Origin of the sequence: Arthrobacter horti (genome assembly GCF_030731045.1) — a bacterium.
GTDB lineage: Bacteria > Actinomycetota > Actinomycetes > Actinomycetales > Micrococcaceae > Arthrobacter_E > Arthrobacter_E nanjingensis.
In genome coordinates this window covers 281,881-298,919 of record NZ_JAVALS010000001.1, presented here as the reverse complement: position 1 = coordinate 298,919, position 17,039 = coordinate 281,881, and the positions used below count along the sequence as shown (strand labels likewise).

Below are 17,039 nucleotides of genomic sequence, written 5' to 3'. Positions count from 1 at the left end.
CAAAAACGGCCCCCTCCGGCGCTTCTAGGGTGGTGCCCATGACATCGCCGAAAGAGGAGACCATGACCGCCGACACCCCCACGGCCGGAGCCGGCCGGAGTGCCTGGACCCCGCGTGACACCGCTCTGGTGGCCGTCTTCGCCGCGCTCGTGGCTGCCTCGGCCTTCGTCCCGGGCATCAGCATCGGCGGTGTGGGCGTCCCGATCACCATCCAGACCCTGGTCATCGCCCTCACCGGCCTGGTGCTGGGAGGACGCCGGGCCTTCGCCGCGGTCCTGCTGTACGTGGTGCTCGGCCTGGCGGGCCTGCCGATCTTCTCGCAGGGCCGCGCCGGTCTGGGCGTCATGGCAGGGCCGTCCGCCGGCTACATCGTGGCATTCCCGCTGGTCGCCGGCCTGACCGGCTTCTTCGCCTCGCACGTCCTCAGGCGCGGGCTCAAGCCCCGCACGCTCTGGTTCTTCCTCGCCGCCCTAGTCAGCAGCCTGGTGCTGACCCACACTCTCGGCCCGGTGGGCATCATGCTGAACGCCAAGGTGACCCTGGCCCAGGGTTTCATCGCGGATCTCCCGTTCTACCCGGGCGACATTCTCAAGGACGTGCTGGCCGCCGTTCTGGCCACCGCGCTGCACCGGGCCTTCCCGGACATCCTGCTGCGCCGTGTCGCACGCCGCGCTCAGCCGGAGACCGGCGCGGATGCCTGACGCACGGTCATTCGCGCGCCCCGCGGATCCGGACGACGACGCCGTGCTGCTGCGCGACGTCGTCGTCCGGGCGGCGGGCGAGGACAGACGCCCCTCCCGCACCATCCTGACGGTGGACGGGCTGCGGCTGACCGAGCGGCGGATCGGGGTGCTGGGTGCCAACGGCTCCGGGAAGTCGACCCTGCTGCGCCTGCTGAACGGGCTCCAGCTGCCGGACTCGGGCTCCGTGACCGTGCACGGCCTGGACACCCGGCGCGACGGACGCGCCGTCCGCGCCCTGGTGGGGTTCGTCTTCACCGATCCGCTCAGCCAGCTCGTGATGCCGACGGGCCGCGAAGACCTTGAGCTGTCCCTCCGCCGCTCGGTGCCCCGGAAGGACCGCGCCGCCCGGGCCCAGGAGATCCTGGAGCGTTTCGGCCTCGCGACTCTGGCCGATCAGAGCGTCTACGAACTCTCCGGCGGCGAGCGGCAGCTCATGGCGCTGGCGAGCGTGCTGGCGGTGGAGCCACGGGTTCTCGCCTTGGACGAGCCGTCCACCCTGCTGGACCTGCGCAACCGCGAACTGCTGCGACGCACCCTGGCGGAGCTGCCGCAACAGCAGGTGCTCGCCACCCACGACCTGGAGCTCGCCCTGGACATGGACCGCGTCCTGGTGGTGGACCGCGCCGAGATCGTGTTCGACGGCGACCCCGCCTCCGCCGTCGCGTTCTACCGCGAGCTCAGCCTGTCGGGGACCCCGTGAACGGCCGTGGGACGCCGCTGGGTGAGTATCTGCCCGGGCACTCCTGGCTGCACCGCACGCCCCTCGGGCTGAAAGCCGGCTTTCTGGCAGTCCTGGGACTCGGCACGTTCTGGCTGAGTTCCTGGGCGGCCTCCCTGGCGGTCCTGGGGCTCGTCGTGGCACTGTTCGCCTCGATCGCTCCTGGCTGGCGGCGCACCTGGCGGCTGTTCGCAGCCCCGGCGCCCCTGCTACTGGTGGTCCTGGTCTTCCAGAGCTGGCAGCTGGGCCCCGGCCGGGGCATCAGCATCGCCGCCAACATCACCAGCTGCCTCGTGGCGGCCGCGATCCTCACCCTGACCACGCCCGTCCAGACGCTCCTGGACGGCGTGGTCCGCCTGGCCTCACCGCTGCGGCGCTTCGGCCTGGACCCGGAACGGCTCGCCCTGCTGATCGCCATCACGCTCCGCAGCATCCCGTATCTGCTGGGCACCTTCTCCTCGGTCCGGGAGGCCGCACGTGCCCGGGGCCTGGAGCGCAGCCCGCGCGCCCGCGTCCTGCCGGTCCTGATCGCCTCGGTGGCCTACGCCCAGAGGACCGGCGACGCCCTGACTGCCAGGGGCCTCGGGGACGCTACGGAACCCGAAGCTGACGACCCGGCATTCAACTGAATCCGTAGCTGCTTTTACTTTTCTCCACTGAAACCGTTGCTTAATCCTCCGAGTGGGGGCAGAATCGGGACATGTCTCCCGGAAATCCTCCGCTCCAGCTCGACGACACCTCCAAGAAACTCGTCGAGCTGCTCCAGCAGGACGGGCGCCGCTCCTACGCCGAACTCGGCAAGGCCGTGGGCCTCAGCGAGGCCGCGGCCCGCCAGCGCGTCCAGAAACTCCTGGACGCGCAGATCATGCAGATCGTGGCCGTCACGGATCCGATGCGCCTGGGCTTCCACCGGGTCGCGATGATCGGCGTCAAGACCACCGGGGACACCCGGCTGGTGGCGGACGCCATCGCGCAGCTCCCTGCGGTGTCCTACCTGGTCCTGAGCGCCGGATCCTTCGACATCCTGGCGGAGCTGGTCTGCGAGGACGACGCGGATCTGATCGAGCTGCTGAACAGCCGGATCCGGACGATCGAAGGAGTGGCGTCCACGGAGACGTTCGTCTATCTCGAACTGCAGAAACAGAAATACGGATGGGGAACACGATGAGAACACCGTTCAGTCCTGAGGGCCCGCACGACACCGCCGCCCTGCAGGCCAAGGCCGCGAAGCACCTCTGGCCGCACTTCACCTCCCGGAAGGTGCTGAACGACGGCATCCCGGTGATCACCCGCGGCGAAGGCCACCACCTGTACGACGCCGCGGGGAAGCGCTACATCGACGGCCTGGCCGGGCTCTTCGTGGTCAACGCCGGCCACGGCCGGCAGCGGATCGTCGACGCCGCGGCGCGCCAGATGAAGCAGCTCGACTTCATGCCGATCTGGTCCTACGCCCACCCGGCCGCCGTCGAGCTCGCCGAACGGCTGGCTTCCTACGCACCCGCCGACCTCAACCGCGTCTTCTTCTCCACGGGCGGCGGCGAAGCCGTGGAGACCGCCTTCAAGCTGGCCAAGCATTACTGGAAGCTGCGCGGCAAGCCGATGAAGCACAAGGTCATCTCCCGTGCGGTGGCTTACCACGGTACACCGCAAGGCGCCCTGGCCATCACGGGTATCCCGGCCATGAAGCAGTTCTACGAACCCCTGACCCCGGGCGGGCACCGCGTGCCCAACACCAACTTCTACCGCGCCGCCGAGGCCGGCGCCCCCACCGATGACCTCGAGGCCTTCGGCCGCTGGGCCGCGGACCGGATCGAAGAGGCCATCCTCTTCGAGGGCGCGGACACGGTGGCCGCCGTGTTCCTGGAGCCCGTACAGAACTCCGGCGGTTGCTTCCCGCCGCCCCCGGGCTACTTCCAGCGGGTCCGCGAGATCTGCGACCGCCACGACGTCCTGCTGGTCAGCGACGAGGTCATCTGCGCCTTCGGCCGCGTGGGCGACTTCTTCGCCTGCAACGCCCTGGGCTACGTCCCGGACATCATCACCTGCGCCAAGGGCATCACCTCCGGATACGTCCCGCTCGGCGCCACCGTGGTCAGTGAAAAGGTCTACGAGCCCTTCAACTCGCCGGAGAACACGTTCTATCACGGCTACACCTTCGCGGCGCATCCTGCAGCTGCGGCCGCCGCCCTGGAGAACCTGGACATCTTCGAGGAGGAGGATCTCAACGGCCGCGTCCGGGAGAACTCACCCCTGTTCCGCGCCGAGCTGGAGAAGCTGCTGGACCTGGACATCGTGGGCGACGTCCGCGGCGAGGGCTACTTCTTCGGCATCGAACTGGTGAAGGACAAGGCCACCCGGGAGACCTTCGACGCCGCCGAGTCCGATCGCCTGCTGCGGGACTTCCTCTCCCCCGCGCTCTGGGACGCCGGACTGTACTGCCGCGCCGACGACCGTGGGGACCCCGTCATCCAGCTCGCCCCGCCGCTGACCATCGGCCCGGCGGAGTTCGCCGAGATCGGCGGCATCCTGCGGTCCGTCCTCAAGGACGCTTCCACGAAGATCTGAGCACGGCATCGAGACGCCAGAAGATCACAGTCCTGGAGCGTGGGACTGTGATCTTCTGGCGTCTCGCGGTGGTTCAGAGAGACGCGGACCAGCGGAACGAGGCCGCCACGCCCTGGCCGCCGGCCCCGCTGATGAGCGCCAGGGCGCTGTGCCCGTCCACGCCCAAGCGCCGGGCCTGGTGGAACAGCCGGACCACCAGGACCGCGCCGGACGCACCGTAGGCGTGCCCGAGGGCGAGGGCCCCGCCGTCGCGGTTCGCCGTGGCCGGGTCGATTCCGAGGCCTTCGAGGCACGCCAGTGTCTGCGCGGCGAACGCCTCATTGAACTCCACCAATCCGGGACGGCTCAGGACCTCATCGGGCAGCTTGCGGGCGGCCGCCACCGCGCCCAGGCCAAGAAGTTCAGGCTCGACGCCGGCACTCGCCGCCTGCTCGAAGAGCAGGCCCGAGGTGAAACCCAGTGCGCGCGCTCGGGCCCGCGTGGTCAGCAGGACCGCGGCGGCGCCGTCGACGTCCTGGCACGAGTTGCCCGCCGTGACCGTCCCGCCGTCGCGGAAGACCGGCCGGAAGCGCGAGAGAAGGCGGGTGTCCAGGGTGGCGCGCGGGCCGTCGTCGTGGGCCCTTGGGGCGCCCGGCATGGGGATCGTCTCCGCGCTGAACGTTCCGGACTCCACGGCCTGGACGGCGCGCTCGTGGCTGCGTGCCGCGAAGGCGTCCTGCGCCTCCCGGGTGATGCCACAGTGCGCGGCGACGTTTTCGGCCGCCGCACCCATCTCCGGGTCGGCCGCGCCGCGTGGGGTGAAGCGCGCCCTCGAATAGGGACGTGTGCTCCCGTCCGGCAGCCGTTCGGCGCGCTGCGGTGCGGTGCTGATGCTCTCCGTCCCGCCAGCCAGGTACACGTCGCCGGCACCCGCCTGGATGAGCCGTGCGGCGTGGATGACGGCGTCGAGCCCGGAAGTGCACTGGCGGTCCAGGGTGAGCGCGGCGACGGACGCCGGAAGTCCTGCGGCCAGCGCCGCCTGACGCGCCACATTGCCGCCCGCGGCCACGGCGTTCCCGGCCAGGACCTCGTCCACGGCAGAACCGTCCAGACGGGAGGACTCCAGAAGGCCGGACAGCACGGGGGCCAGCAGTTCGTCCGCCGTGAGACCGGCCAGCGCACCACCCGTGCGGCACAGTGGCGTACGGAGTGCCGCGACGATGACCGGAGTCCGGTCATCCACCGGATTCGCCGAAAGGAGACTCACGGCCGGAGCCTCGGCGTCCGCGGGTCGCCGGCCGTGATCCATTCGCGGAGCAAGGCACGGCTCGGCTTGCCCCGGCCGGTGAGCGGGAGTTCCCGCAGCTCGTAGTACTCCTGCGGCAGCTTCCGGGAGTCCAGCAGATCCGCCAGCGCCATCCGCAGCTGACCCGCGCCGACGCCACCGTGCCCCATCCGGACGGCGGCCACGAGGCGCTGGCCGCGCAGGCCGTCGTCGAGCCCGGTGACGAACGCGGACTCGACCCCCGGCAGACTGGCCAGGGCGCGCTCGATCTCCTGCGGGTACACGTTGAGTCCCGCGGCGTTCACCATGTCCGAGGCACGGCCCAGGAAGTGCAGGTTCCCGTCCACCACTCGGCCCTGGTCGTGCACGGTGCACCAGTCGCCGCGGCGGGTGAAGGCATGGCCGTCGTCGCCCCAGAGGTAGCCCTGGCTGACCATCGCGCTGCGGACCGCGATGGATCCGGTCTCCCCGTCGGGCAGTGCCCGGCCCTCCGCGTCCAGGATGGCCAGCTCGACGCCGGGGAACGGCACGCCCACACTGGTGAATTCCGCTTCGTCGGCGGCCGGAACACCGGGCAGATGGCGCGTTCCGCTGACGAAACTCAGTTCCTGGGCGCCGTAGTACTCGTAGACCACGGCAGCCGGCGCCCAGCGGCGCGTCGCCTCGAGCGTCCGGGCATCGAGCTTGGCACCGGCGACCACCACGCTGCGCAGTCCCCCGGGGTCGGCACCGGCGGCGATCCCCCGCTCGGCGAGCAGCCGCAGCATGGCAGGGACCAGCACGAGGCGCGTGACGCCGTCGTGCTCGATGGCATCGTGGACGTCTCCGACGTCGAAGGAGGTCAGCGTCCGGAAGGCCGATCCGGCATGCAGGCATTCGGAGAGGGCGTAGAGGCCCAGGCCGGAGGTCAGCGGCCCGGGCGCGAGCGTCACGTCCTCCGGGCCGAGGCCGAAGAACGCCGTGGACGCCTCGAAAGAGGCCTCCCAGGACCGCCGGGTGCGCACGATCGCTTTGGGAAGGCTTGAGGTGCCGGAGGTCAGTGCCAGGAGAAAGAGGCTGTCCGGGGCGCCGTCGTCCAGGACGGCCGGCTGACCGGCGTCGCGGTGCTCGACGACGGTCTCCCGCAGGCTTCCGGACGCGTCGGCGCCGCCGGAGCTCAGCGGCGCCGGCCGCCCCCAATGGCGCTCGAGTTCGGCCAGCACCTGAGCGTACTGTGCCTCGGGGAGCCCCGTGTCCAGCACGGCGCAGCGCCGTTCGCCGGCCACACCGGCCACCCAGCGGGTGATGAAATCCAGGGAGTTGCCCTGGCGGAGCACACTGTACCCGCCGTCGGGCACGCCACGCAGCAGTGCTCCGCTGCGTTCGAGGAGCTCCTCCCAGTCCAAGGAGTCCCGTCCGACGGCGACGGCGGGCTCATGGGGGCGTTCGGACGCCCAGCGGCACAGGCGGGAAAGGAAGGGCACGCCAGGATTCTACGTGGGCGAGAGGGAACCCACACGTTGATCGACTGCTGAGAAAACGCTCGTTACGTCCTCTATTCGAACGTTTTCTCAGCAATCGATGGGCAACCCCTCAGTGGCCGGCGTCGTGCCAGCTCTTGCCCTCGCCGAGCTGCACATCGAGCGGGACGGACAGCTCCGCGGCGTGGCCCATCTCCCGGGTCACCAGCCGTTCCACCTGTTCACGCTCCCCGGGCGCGACCTCCAGGACGAGTTCGTCGTGGACCTGCAGCAGCAGCCGGGACTTCAGGCCTTCGTCCGCGAGGGACTTCGCGACGCCGAGCATGGCTCGCTTGATGATGTCCGCGGCGGAACCCTGGATGGGTGAGTTGAGAGCCACGCGCTCGGCGATCTCCCGCAGGTGCCGGTCCGTGCTGGTCAGGTCCGGCAGGTAGCGCCGGCGGCCCTCGATGGTGGCCGTGTAGCCGTCCTGACGGGCCTGCTCGACGACGCCGCGCAGGTAGTCACGCACGGCGCCGAAGCGGTCGAAGTAGTCCTTCATGAGGGTGCGCGCCTCATCGACGGAGATCTCCAGCTGCTTGGACAGCCCGAAGCTCGTCAGGCCGTAGGCGAGGCCGTACGACATGGCCTTGACCTTGGATCGCATGGCGCTGGTGACGTCCTGGGGCGCCACGTTGAAGATGTGCGAACCGACGTAGCGGTGCAGGTCCTCGCCCTCCTGGTACGCCTGGATGAGCCCGGCGTCCTCGGACAGGTGGGCCATGATGCGCATCTCGATCTGTGAGTAGTCCGCGGCCAGGAGGCAGTCGAAGCCGTCCGAGACCACGAACAGATCGCGGACCCGGCGGCCCTCCTCGCTGCGCACCGGGATGTTCTGCAGGTTCGGGTTGTTGCTGGAGATGCGTCCCGTGGCCGCCACGTTCTGGGCGTACGTGGTGTGGATGCGGCCGTCCTCCCCCACCGACTTGTACAGCGTCTCCACCATCTGACGGAGCTTGGAGGCCTCGCGGTGAGCCATGAGCTGGACCAGGAACTCGTGGCCTGTCTTGTCCAGGAGGTTCTTCAGACTGGCGGCGTCCGTGGTGTAGCCGGACTTGATCTTCTTGGTCTTGGGCAGGCCCAGCTCCTCGAAGAGGACGATCTGCAGCTGCTTCGGGGAACCCAGGTTCACCTCGTGGCCGATCGCCGCGTAGGCTGCCTTCTCTGCCGCGTCGACCTGCTTGGCGAGGTCGTCCAGCTGCTCCTGCATCTTCTCCAGGGAGACGGCGATGCCGGCGATCTCCATGTCAGCCAGGACCCGCGCCACCGGGAGTTCCAGCGTGCTCAGCAGTTTGTCCGCCTGCCGCTCGGCCAGCATCGGGGCCAGGTGCTCGCTCAGCGCACGGACCGCCGCGGCATGACGCACCAGGGCCTCGGCACGCAGCTGCGCGGCGTTGCCGTCCAGGTCCAGGCCGAGGTCCAGCTGCCCCACCGGAGCGGCAGGGGCCGCCTCCAGGGTGATCTTGAGGTGGTGCTGGATCAGCTCCGCGAGTTCGTAGTTCCTGCGGTCCGGCTGGATGAGGTAGCCGGAGATGGAGGTGTCGTCCACCACGCCCTCCAGGAGCAGACCGCGGGCGTGGAGGGCTTTGAACGCCTCCTTGTACTCGTGGATGACCTTGGTCCGCCCGGCGTCGGTCAGCCAGCCAGCCAGCACCTTCTCGGTGTCCGCGTCCAGCTCAGTGAGTTCCAGGTACCGGGCGGCCTCGCCGCGGAGAATGACGACGGCGGTGGCCTCCTGCCCGATGCCTCCCGGCACTGTGGCGACGGCCAGAGCGGCCGGTGCGGCGGCGTCGTCGTTCGCCAGGAAGGCGTTCAGGGACTCCGCCGTGGCTCCCACCTCGAACAGTGGCAGCTCGATCCCCTCGTGCTGGATGGCTGCGGTGTCCTCCCCATACAGGGCGAAGAGGCGGGTCCGGAGGGTCTTGAACTCGAGGGCGTCGAAGAGCTCCTCCACGGCGTCCTGGTCCGGGCGCGGCGCGGCGAGTTCGTCCAGGCCCACACCGAGATCCAGATCCTTGAGGAGCTGGTTGAGGTGCCGGTTGCGCTTGACGTCGTCCAGATGGGCGCGGAGCGAATCGCCCACCTTGCCCTTGATCGCGTCGAGGTTCTCCAGGATGCCGGGCAGACCGCCGTAGAGGTTGATCCACTTGGCCGCCGTCTTGGGACCGACACCGGGCACGCCAGGCAGGTTGTCCGCGCTCTCACCCACCAGCGCGGCGAGATCAGAGTACTGGTCCGGGCCCACGAAGTACTTCTCCCGGACAGCCTCGGCGTCCATGCGCGGGATGTCGGAGACGCCCTTCTTCGGGTACAGCACGAAGACGTTGTCCGTGATGAGCTGGAAAGAGTCCCGGTCACCGGAGACCAGCAGGACCTCCCAGCCGGCTTCCTCACCGCGCGCGGCAAGAGTGGCCAGGATGTCGTCCGCCTCGAAGCCGGGCATGCGGAGGGTCTTGATGCCCCACGCCTGCATGACCTGGTCGATCAGGTCGATCTGGCCGTGGAACTCCTCCGGGGTGGCGTTGCGGCCTCCCTTGTAGTCGTCGTACTCCTTCTTGCGGAAGGTGGTGTCATCCGAGACGTCGAACGCGACGGCCACGTGGGTGGGCTTCTGGTCTTTGATCAGGTTGATCAGCATGGAAGTGAAGCCGTGCACCGCGTTGGTGTGCTGCCCGGTGGAGGTGGCGAAGTTCTCCGCTGGAAGGGCGTAGAACGCCCGGAACGCCATGGAGTGACCGTCCAGGACCAGGAGCCGGCCGCGGCCCGCTCCGTCCTGGCTTCCGTCGCTGGTGCCGTTGATCGTCGTCGCGCCATCCGCTGCCGCGTTGCCTGTTTCGCTCACCCTGCCAGCGTAGTGGGCGGCTGAGACATTTTCATCCGCCGCGGGCGGACTCAGGCAGGCGCTGCGGCGGTGTAGCGGAGCTCGACGACGGAGCCCACGGCCCCGCATTCCGCCAGCTCCCAGCGGCGTTCCCCGTCCGTGAGCGGCAGGATGCGCTTGCCCGTGCCGAGCGTGACGGGCAAGACGGAGAGGATCAGCTCATCAAGGTGCCCGGCGGCGGCGAACTGGGCGGCCAGGTCGCCGCCACCCATCACCCACACGTTCTTCGCCCCGGCGTCGCGCAGGAAATCCGGGACGAATTCCTGAACGTCACCGCGGACCAGGGTCACATCCGCACCAGGGAACACCGGGAGCTCATGGTGTGTGAAGATCCACACGGGAGTGCCGACGTACGGCCACGGGCCGTCGAAGTGCTCCAGCAGCCATTCGTAGGTGGTCCCGCCCATGACCAGGCAGCCGATGCCGGCGTAGAAGTCCTCATACCGCCCGGGTGTGCCGTCCTGACCCTCGTGGAAGAGCCAGGCGAGAGAATCGTCCTCCGTGGCGATGAAGCCGTCCAGGGACACTGCGGTGAAGTACTGGAATTTCCCCATACCCCACCATAGCCCGGACTCCCCGGGAGACCGGGCTGCCGGCTACTTGGAGAAGTACGGCACGATCAGGTAGATGCCGAACAGGACCACCGCACCGCAGGCCCCGAAGCAGACGTAGGCCAGCGAACGCATGCGGGCCGGGGACTTCTGCTCGGCATCGGCGGCGATGGCCGTGAGACGGACGCCCAAGGAGTACAGCACCACCAGGACGATGGAGGAGATGAAGGTCGCCCCGGCGACCTGGAACAGTTCCAGCCACTTCATGCCTGTTCACCCTTGCTTCCGGCGCTTCCGGCCTTGACGGTCTTCTTCTTCTGGAACCGGACGGCCGTGCCCGCTTCCTCGACCTCCACCGCATTCTGGTGGTCCACTTCGGTCTTCTTCGACCGCAGGAACATGAAGACGATGGCGCCGATTCCACCGGCGATGGCGATCGCGGTGCCGACAGGGCCGGAGTCGACCAGCAGCGCGGCGAGAGCCCCGACGATGGCGGCGGCCGGCAGTGTGAAGAGCCAGCCGGTGACGACGCGGCCCGCGGTGCCCCAGCGCACCGTGGTGCCCTTACGGCCGAGGCCGGAACCGATCACGGAACCGGAGGCCACGTGAGTGGTGGAGAGGGCGAAGCCCAGGTGAGCCGAGGAGAGGATGGCGGCCGCGGTGCTCGCCTCGGCCGCGAAACCCTGCGCGGGCTTCACATCGGTCAGGCCGGAGCCCATGGTGCGGATGATCCGCCAGCCGCCGGTGTAGGTGCCGATGGCGATGGCGAGGGCACAGGCCGTGATCACCCAGAGCTGGGGACCGGAGCCCACCGGCTGACTGCCGACGGCGATGAGCATGAGGGTGATGACGCCCATGGTCTTCTGCGCGTCGCTGGTGCCATGGGCGAGGGCGACGAGGCTGGAGGTGAAAATCTGGCCGGTGCGGAATCCCCCGCGCTTCTGGGTCAGCTTGTCCCCGGTCTCCGGGTCATGCCGGGACGTCAGGGCGTAGGCCAGGCGGGTGCAGATGTAGGCGGCCGCACCGGCGATGAGCGGCGCGAAGAGCGCCGGCAGGATCACCTTGAGCATCACGTTCTCGAAGTTCACCGAGTGGACGCCGATGCCCACGACAGCGGCGCCGATCAGGCCGCCGAACAGGGCGTGCGACGAGCTGGAGGGCAGGCCCTTGAGCCAGGTGAACATGTTCCAGAGGATCGCGCCCATCAGGCCGGCGAAGATGATCTCCGGTGTGATGTGAATGCCGTCCTGGCCCTCCCGGATGATGCCGCCGGAGATGGTCTTGGCCACCTCCGTGGAGAGGAAGGCTCCCGCCAGGTTCAGGACTGCCGCGATGGTGACAGCCACCTTGGGCTTGATGGCCCCCGTCGCGATGGGCGTCGCCATCGCATTGGCCGTGTCATGGAAGCCATTTGTGAAATCGAAGAACAGCGCCAGGATGATGACCAGCGCTGCCATGAAGGTGACGTCCACCCGGGCCCAATCTGTGTGAGGTGAGAGAGGCGGGCGCAGAGCACACCCACGGAGTCAATGTTAAGGGCAGATGACGACTGCGGGAAATCCCCGCGAACTGCCCGGGTGTCAGTCCCGGCGCTCGTCTGAGGGTACTGCCGGATGCCCATCCAGCGCTGCCGCGATCTGCCGCTCCAGGGAGGCGAATGCGGTCTGCGGCACCGCGATCAGCCCGTCCAGTTCCTTCCTCACGCGCCGGTAGGCGGCCTGCCGTTCCGGGGAGGTGGCTCCCGGGTCCATCGCGATGCTGAGCAGCCGCCGGGCGGTGGCCAGGCGCTGCCGCTCCTCCGGGGTGAACGCCGTGTCCTTGAGCCGATGGGCGTTTCTCTCGGCGACGTCGAATGCGTGGCCATAGGCGAGCACCGCGTCCCGGTAGCTGTGAAAATCCTCACCCTCGAGGTTCTCCCCCGCCACCGGACGCAGCGAGTCGGCCCGCCTCTTGGCCTTCAGGTACTCCACGGTGAGCGGTTCCCGCACATCGCTCATGCCGGGGAAGTCGATCATCTTGGCGACATCCAGCTCGTAGTCCAGCCAGCGGGTGTTGACGGCGTCGTGCTCGGCGAGCACCCGCTCCAGGTCCGGGCCGCTCTCCTTCGCCGGCGCAAGAGGCGCCTCCTCCGCACCGTGGCGCGTTCCGCCGTCGTGCTCCGGATGGCCCGCGCGGATGCGCTCGATCTCCATCCGCCGCTGGTGGCGGCGTTCGCTGATCGGCCCGAAGCGCCGGACGATCCCTCCGGCAACCGGGCCGACCACGAAGATCAGCCACCAGTACTGCCAAGGGTTGCTCATGAAGTCCTGCACTCCTCCACGCTACCTGCACGGACGTATGCTCGGTAGCATGGCCCGCTACTTCGACATCCACCCCGTAGACCCGCAGCCCCGCCTGATCCAGCAGGTGGTGCAGATCATCCGCGACGGCGGCCTGGTCGCCTACCCCACGGACTCCTGTTACGCCCTGGGCGCGGCGGTAGGCAATCAGGAGGCGCTGGAGCGGATCCGGCAGATCAGGCGCCTGGACGACAAGCACAACTTCACCCTGGTGTGCAGCAGCTTCGCCCAGATGGGCCAGCTGGTGAACATCGGCAACGACGCCTTCCGCGACATCAAGGCCGTCACCCCGGGCAGCTACACCTTCATCCTGCCCGCCACCAAGGAGGTCCCCCGCCGCCTGCTGCAGCCCAAGAAGAAGACCGTGGGCGTGCGCATCCCGGACCACCGGGTCACCCGGGCCATCCTGGACGAGCTCGGCGAGCCCCTGCTGTCCTCCACCTTGCTGCTGCCGGGCCAGGAGGAGCCGCTGGTGCAGGGCTGGGAGATCAAGGAGGAGCTGGACAACCAAGTGGACGCCGTGATCGACGCCGGCGACTGCGGCACCGAGCCCACCACCGTGATCGACTACTCCAGCGGCTACCCGGAGATCGCCCGCTACGGCATGGGGTCCACCGAACGGTTCGAATGACGCGCGGCGTGCCTGGCCCCGGCGGCCGAAATCATATACGATCTGTCCCAACCTTGAACTGAGACCCGCATCACGCCGCGCGGGATCCGAGCAGAGGATGGACACCATGCCGGAATACCCGCTCCGTGCCGGCGACGGCGGAGTCAGTCTGATCCACGGCCACGACTTCAGCACGTTCCAGCGGATGGTCTCCTCCTCCTTCGTCCCCCTCGAGGTTCACAGCGATCGGAATGAGGCATTCCACAGCAGCCTCCGCTCGGCGTCGACCCAGGATTTCCATCTCGTCGAACTGACGGCCGGCGGACATCGCGCGGAACGCACCCAGGAACTCATCGCTCAGGGCGGCGGCGGCTTCTTCAAGGTCAGTCTGATCCTGGAAGGATCCAGCCTTCTCATCCAGGACCGCAACCAGGTCTTTCTCAGGCCCGGAGACCTCGCCGTGTACGACACATCCAGGCCGTATTCCCTGCTCTCCGACGAGCCGAGCCGGCTGATCGTCGCCATGTTCCCCAAGTCCGCCCTCACCATTCCCGAGGCTCAGGTGCGCCAGCTCTCCGCGGTCAACCTCGCAGCCCCGGGGCAGCTCGGGTCCCTGGCCGCGGCGGTCCTGGCCCAGGTGGGGGGCAAGCTGGATCAGCTGGCCGGCCCGTTCGGCGTGCGCATCGCCCACTCATGCCTGGACATCCTGAGCACGGCGCTGGCTTTCACGCTCGGGACGACAGCCGAGGGCCATGACCCTCACGAGCGACTGCTTCGCGAGATCCACGGCTACATCGACCATCACCTCGCCTCTCCGGACCTGGCACCCGGGACGATCGCGGCGGCGCACTACATTTCAACCAGGCACCTTCACGGCCTCTTCCGGTCTCAGGGAGTGACAGTGGCCGGGTGGATCCGGCAGCAGCGGCTCGCCCGATGCCGGCGGGAGCTCTCCGATCCGGTGCTCTTGAACCGCTCAGTGGCGTCCATCGCCGCGGCGTGGGGCTTCCCGGACCCCGCGCACTTCAGCAGGACATTCAAGGCCGCCTTCGGAGAGAGCCCTCGGGACTTCAGGGCACGGCTCACCGTCTGACACGAGGGCCCCGGAAGGACTCACCTTCCGGGGCCCTCGGTCAGGTTCTCAGCCGAAGTTGAACGATTCCGGGTGCACTGTCAGCGAGACCAGCCTGCCGTGGGCGCCGAAGGTGAAGTGCGTCGGCACCAGACCCGACTCATCGAGTCCGAACAGCACACCGTGGGACCGGATGGCCCGGGCGTTGCGGTGGTCGGCAATGGTCACCGAGGCGCAGGGGATGACTTTCTCCCGCCAGGCGAAGACGTTGATTCCCGGACGGATCTCCCACACCGTGTTCTCATCCGTGTCCGCCAGTCCTGCCTCCGGCCCGGCAAGGCACTGCCACGTGTACCACTGCTCGGACAGGTAGATGTGCTCGTAGGCGTGCTCCGGGCTGTAGTCCCACACCACGCGACGGCCCACCATCGAGGACGTGGGTGACGGCGGTGTCCCCTGCGGGAGGATGCCCTCGATGGAGCCGGGAGCCACGTCGTGACGCACCCGGGTCTGCCCCGCCGGGAGGCCGTCCTCAGCGAGGATCGTGCTCACGATGCCCAGGGCATGTCCGTCCCTCAGGTCCAAGACCAGGGAGACCGCCTGTTCCTGCCGTTCCCGGTGGTGGAATTGGACGAAGTACAGCCCGTCATCGACCAGGAACGCCTCATACTCATCCACGCCTTCGTGGGCAGCCAGAGCATCGCCGGCCCCCGGCTGGTAGTCCCAGGAGACCTCATGGTCCGTGAACCGGTGGGCGATCCGGGTTCCACGTCCGTCGAGCACGACGATCTCGCGACCCGACAGGGCGGTGTCGTGCGGTGCTTTGTTGGCGTCGAACCCGGGAGCCAGGCCGTCAAGGGGCAGCCAGGTCGAGGTGTCTGAAAGGGTGGTGGATCCGGAAGGCGAAACGCCGTTGTCCGTCATGGTGCTCCTTGCGACGTCCGCGGTGTGAACTGCGGGGAAGTGTCCGGCGAAGTGCCGGCTCGCCCTTCAGTCTGACCGCGGAGACGCAGCGCTCCCATGGCTGAGAGTGACCGCCACTTGACCGTGAGCGAACATCCTGGCGTGACTTGCCCGTCCGAGCACAGCACTGTCACCTGCGCGCACACCACCGGTCCGGACAGCGGTATATCGCTCAGCATGAGTCCTATGAACCATCAGTCATTCGGCGCCGGGACCGGTCCCGTGAATCTCGGTCTGGACGGTCGCCGGGCCGTCGTCACCGGAGCCGCCAGCGGCATCGGACGCGCCGTGACCTCGGCACTGCTGGTGGAGGGGTGCACGGTGTACGCCCTGGACCGTGATGCCGCCGCCCTGAACCGCCTCGGGGAGGAACTGCGGGCATCCGGCCTTCGCGCCGGTCTCACCTGCCTCACGGTTGACCTCCGGGACGAGAGTGCCGTCGTTCTGGCCCTCAGCACCGCGGGCCGTGATGGCGGACTGGACGTCCTGGTCTCCTGCGCCGGCGTGTCCGGCCCGGTGGGAACCCCGCTGGAAGCCACCAGCGCGGAGGACTGGCGGCAGGTGATGGAGGTCAATGTGATGGCACCGTTCCTGGTGCTCAAGCACGCTTTCCCGCTCCTCCGGCAGGGCCGAGACCCCGCCGTCGTCCTCCTGGGCAGTGACTCCGCCCTGGTGGCGGCCCCGCGCATGGCGCCCTACTGCGCGTCGAAGGCCGCGGTGATCCAGCTGGGCCGCGCCCTGGCCGTCGAGTGGGCCGAGCACCGCATCAGGGTGAACTCGGTCTGCCCGTCCGTGGTGGACACCCCCATGAGCCGCGCCGACCTTGAACGGCCCGAAGGTTTCGGCGGGACCGCCTTCCCGGTCCAGTCCACGGCCCAGGTGGCGGCGCAGGTCCTGATTCTCCTCTCCCCGATCCTGGCCCCGGTCAACGGAACCACCCTGCTGAGTGATTTCGCGTTCAGCGCCCGTAGCGGATTTCCCGCCTGAACCCCGGAAGGGAACCATGAACAAGCCAGATGTGCCTCACCGCAGCGTCGTCCTGATCACCGGAGGCGGCACCGGCATCGGAGCCGCGATCGCCCGGCGCTTCGCCGCGGACGGCCACACCGTGGTGGTGACGGGCCGGCGCCTGGAGCCGCTGACCGCCGTCGCCCAGGAGATCGCCGGCGAAGCGCTGGCGATGGACGCGGCGGACGCAAGCTCCGTGCGAGCCGTGGTACGGGAGGTGGTGGACCGTCATGGCCGGCTGGACGTCCTGGTCGCCAACGCAGGCGGGCACGGCTTCTCCTCCGCCTTGGACACCGACGACGAGGCCTGGGAGGCGTCGCTCCGGGCGAATCTGAGCACGGCCTTCATCACCGCCCGGGAATGCCTGCCTGAACTGGTCCGCAGCCACGGAAAGATCGTGATCATGTCCTCGCTGGCCGGACTGTTCGCGGGCCCGTCAGTGGTGGGCTACACCACTGGAAAACACGCGCTGATCGGACTGACCCGAAGCCTTGCCCGCGACTACGGCTCGCAAGGTGTCCGGGTCAACGCCATCTGCCCGGGCTGGGTGCGAACTCCCATGGCCGATCATGAGATGGACGAGTTCGCCGCCAAGGCCGGCCTCGGGTCGCGGGACGAGGCGTACGGGATCGTCACCCGGAACATTCCGCTGGGCCGTCCGGCCGAACCGTCCGAGATCGCCTCGGTGGCCCACTTCCTGGGCACCGACGCATCGTCCTGCATCACCGGCGCCACGCTCGTGGCCGATGGCGGGGCCCACATCGTGGACCTTCCCACGATCGCCTTCGCCGAAGCCGGGCTCTGACGACCCCGATCTGAGGACCGC

At 68.8% G+C, this 17,039-nt stretch carries 17 protein-coding genes; 9 read left to right on the top strand and 8 right to left on the bottom strand.

The window, feature by feature from the left end; genetic code table 11:
* The first annotated feature begins 38 nt into the window (after positions 1-38).
* The 5 genes from Q9R02_RS01390 (at position 39) to Q9R02_RS01370 (ending at position 4,026) form a co-directional block, all read left to right on the top strand.
* On the top strand, positions 39-701 hold the full coding sequence (locus tag Q9R02_RS01390; RefSeq protein WP_305994848.1) for a biotin transporter BioY: 663 nt from the start codon (positions 39-41) through the stop codon (positions 699-701).
* Positions 694-1,443, top strand: coding sequence for an energy-coupling factor ABC transporter ATP-binding protein (locus tag Q9R02_RS01385; RefSeq protein WP_305994847.1), 750 nt, complete (start codon positions 694-696; stop codon positions 1,441-1,443). Before Q9R02_RS01390 ends, Q9R02_RS01385 begins: the two co-directional genes overlap by 8 nt.
* A complete protein-coding gene (locus tag Q9R02_RS01380; RefSeq protein WP_305994846.1) occupies positions 1,440-2,090 on the top strand; it encodes an energy-coupling factor transporter transmembrane component T family protein in 651 nt (216 codons plus the stop codon). Before Q9R02_RS01385 ends, Q9R02_RS01380 begins: the two co-directional genes overlap by 4 nt.
* Before the next feature lie 71 nt (positions 2,091-2,161).
* Positions 2,162-2,629, top strand: coding sequence for an Lrp/AsnC family transcriptional regulator (locus Q9R02_RS01375; protein ID WP_305994845.1), 468 nt, complete (start codon positions 2,162-2,164; stop codon positions 2,627-2,629).
* Entirely contained in the window at positions 2,626-4,026 is a 1,401-nt protein-coding gene (locus Q9R02_RS01370; RefSeq protein WP_305994844.1) for an aspartate aminotransferase family protein, read from the top strand. Before Q9R02_RS01375 ends, Q9R02_RS01370 begins: the two co-directional genes overlap by 4 nt.
* Positions 4,027-4,099: 73 nt before the next feature.
* Here Q9R02_RS01370 and Q9R02_RS01365 read toward each other — a convergent pair whose 3' ends face one another.
* The 7 genes from Q9R02_RS01365 to Q9R02_RS01335 form a co-directional block, all read right to left on the bottom strand.
* Positions 4,100-5,272, bottom strand: coding sequence for a thiolase family protein (locus Q9R02_RS01365; protein WP_305994843.1), 1,173 nt, complete (start codon positions 5,270-5,272; stop codon positions 4,100-4,102).
* Complete coding sequence (locus tag Q9R02_RS01360; protein ID WP_305994842.1) at positions 5,269-6,753, bottom strand: class I adenylate-forming enzyme family protein; 1,485 nt, start codon at positions 6,751-6,753, stop codon at positions 5,269-5,271. Before Q9R02_RS01360 ends, Q9R02_RS01365 begins: the two co-directional genes overlap by 4 nt.
* Before the next feature lie 109 nt (positions 6,754-6,862).
* Entirely contained in the window at positions 6,863-9,517 is a 2,655-nt protein-coding gene (gene polA, locus Q9R02_RS01355) for a DNA polymerase I (protein WP_425279208.1), read from the bottom strand.
* A 164-nt stretch (positions 9,518-9,681) separates the two neighbouring features.
* A complete protein-coding gene (locus Q9R02_RS01350) occupies positions 9,682-10,224 on the bottom strand; it encodes a dihydrofolate reductase family protein (RefSeq protein ID WP_305994841.1) in 543 nt (180 codons plus the stop codon).
* A gap of 42 nt (positions 10,225-10,266) precedes the next feature.
* Positions 10,267-10,488 (bottom strand): hypothetical protein, encoded by a 222-nt coding sequence (locus tag Q9R02_RS01345; RefSeq protein WP_305994840.1) that lies wholly within the window; start codon positions 10,486-10,488, stop codon positions 10,267-10,269.
* Complete coding sequence (locus Q9R02_RS01340; RefSeq protein ID WP_305994839.1) at positions 10,485-11,693, bottom strand: inorganic phosphate transporter; 1,209 nt, start codon at positions 11,691-11,693, stop codon at positions 10,485-10,487. Before Q9R02_RS01340 ends, Q9R02_RS01345 begins: the two co-directional genes overlap by 4 nt.
* Positions 11,694-11,801: 108 nt before the next feature.
* Positions 11,802-12,521: a hypothetical protein gene (locus tag Q9R02_RS01335; RefSeq protein ID WP_305994838.1), complete on the bottom strand. Its 720-nt coding sequence runs from the start codon at positions 12,519-12,521 to the stop codon at positions 11,802-11,804.
* A 49-nt stretch (positions 12,522-12,570) separates the two neighbouring features.
* Between Q9R02_RS01335 and Q9R02_RS01330 the strand changes: the two genes are divergently transcribed.
* Complete coding sequence (locus Q9R02_RS01330) at positions 12,571-13,191, top strand: L-threonylcarbamoyladenylate synthase (RefSeq protein ID WP_305994837.1); 621 nt, start codon at positions 12,571-12,573, stop codon at positions 13,189-13,191.
* Positions 13,192-13,297: 106 nt separating this feature from the next.
* Positions 13,298-14,263: an AraC-like ligand-binding domain-containing protein gene (locus tag Q9R02_RS01325; RefSeq protein WP_305994836.1), complete on the top strand. Its 966-nt coding sequence runs from the start codon at positions 13,298-13,300 to the stop codon at positions 14,261-14,263.
* 48 nt (positions 14,264-14,311) lie between these two features.
* Here the strand turns inward: Q9R02_RS01325 and Q9R02_RS01320 are convergent, their stop codons facing one another.
* On the bottom strand, positions 14,312-15,166 hold the full coding sequence (locus Q9R02_RS01320) for a MoaF C-terminal domain-containing protein (RefSeq protein ID WP_305994835.1): 855 nt from the start codon (positions 15,164-15,166) through the stop codon (positions 14,312-14,314).
* A 225-nt stretch (positions 15,167-15,391) separates the two neighbouring features.
* Here Q9R02_RS01320 and Q9R02_RS01315 point away from each other — a divergent pair, with 225 nt between their 5' ends.
* Together Q9R02_RS01315 and Q9R02_RS01310 are read left to right on the top strand one after the other, a co-directional pair.
* Complete coding sequence (locus Q9R02_RS01315) at positions 15,392-16,192, top strand: SDR family NAD(P)-dependent oxidoreductase (protein ID WP_305994834.1); 801 nt, start codon at positions 15,392-15,394, stop codon at positions 16,190-16,192.
* Positions 16,193-16,208: 16 nt separating this feature from the next.
* The gene (locus Q9R02_RS01310; RefSeq protein WP_305994833.1) at positions 16,209-17,018 is read left to right on the top strand and encodes an SDR family NAD(P)-dependent oxidoreductase; all 810 of its coding nucleotides are present in this window, start codon (positions 16,209-16,211) and stop codon (positions 17,016-17,018) included.
* Positions 17,019-17,039: the final 21 nt, after the last annotated feature.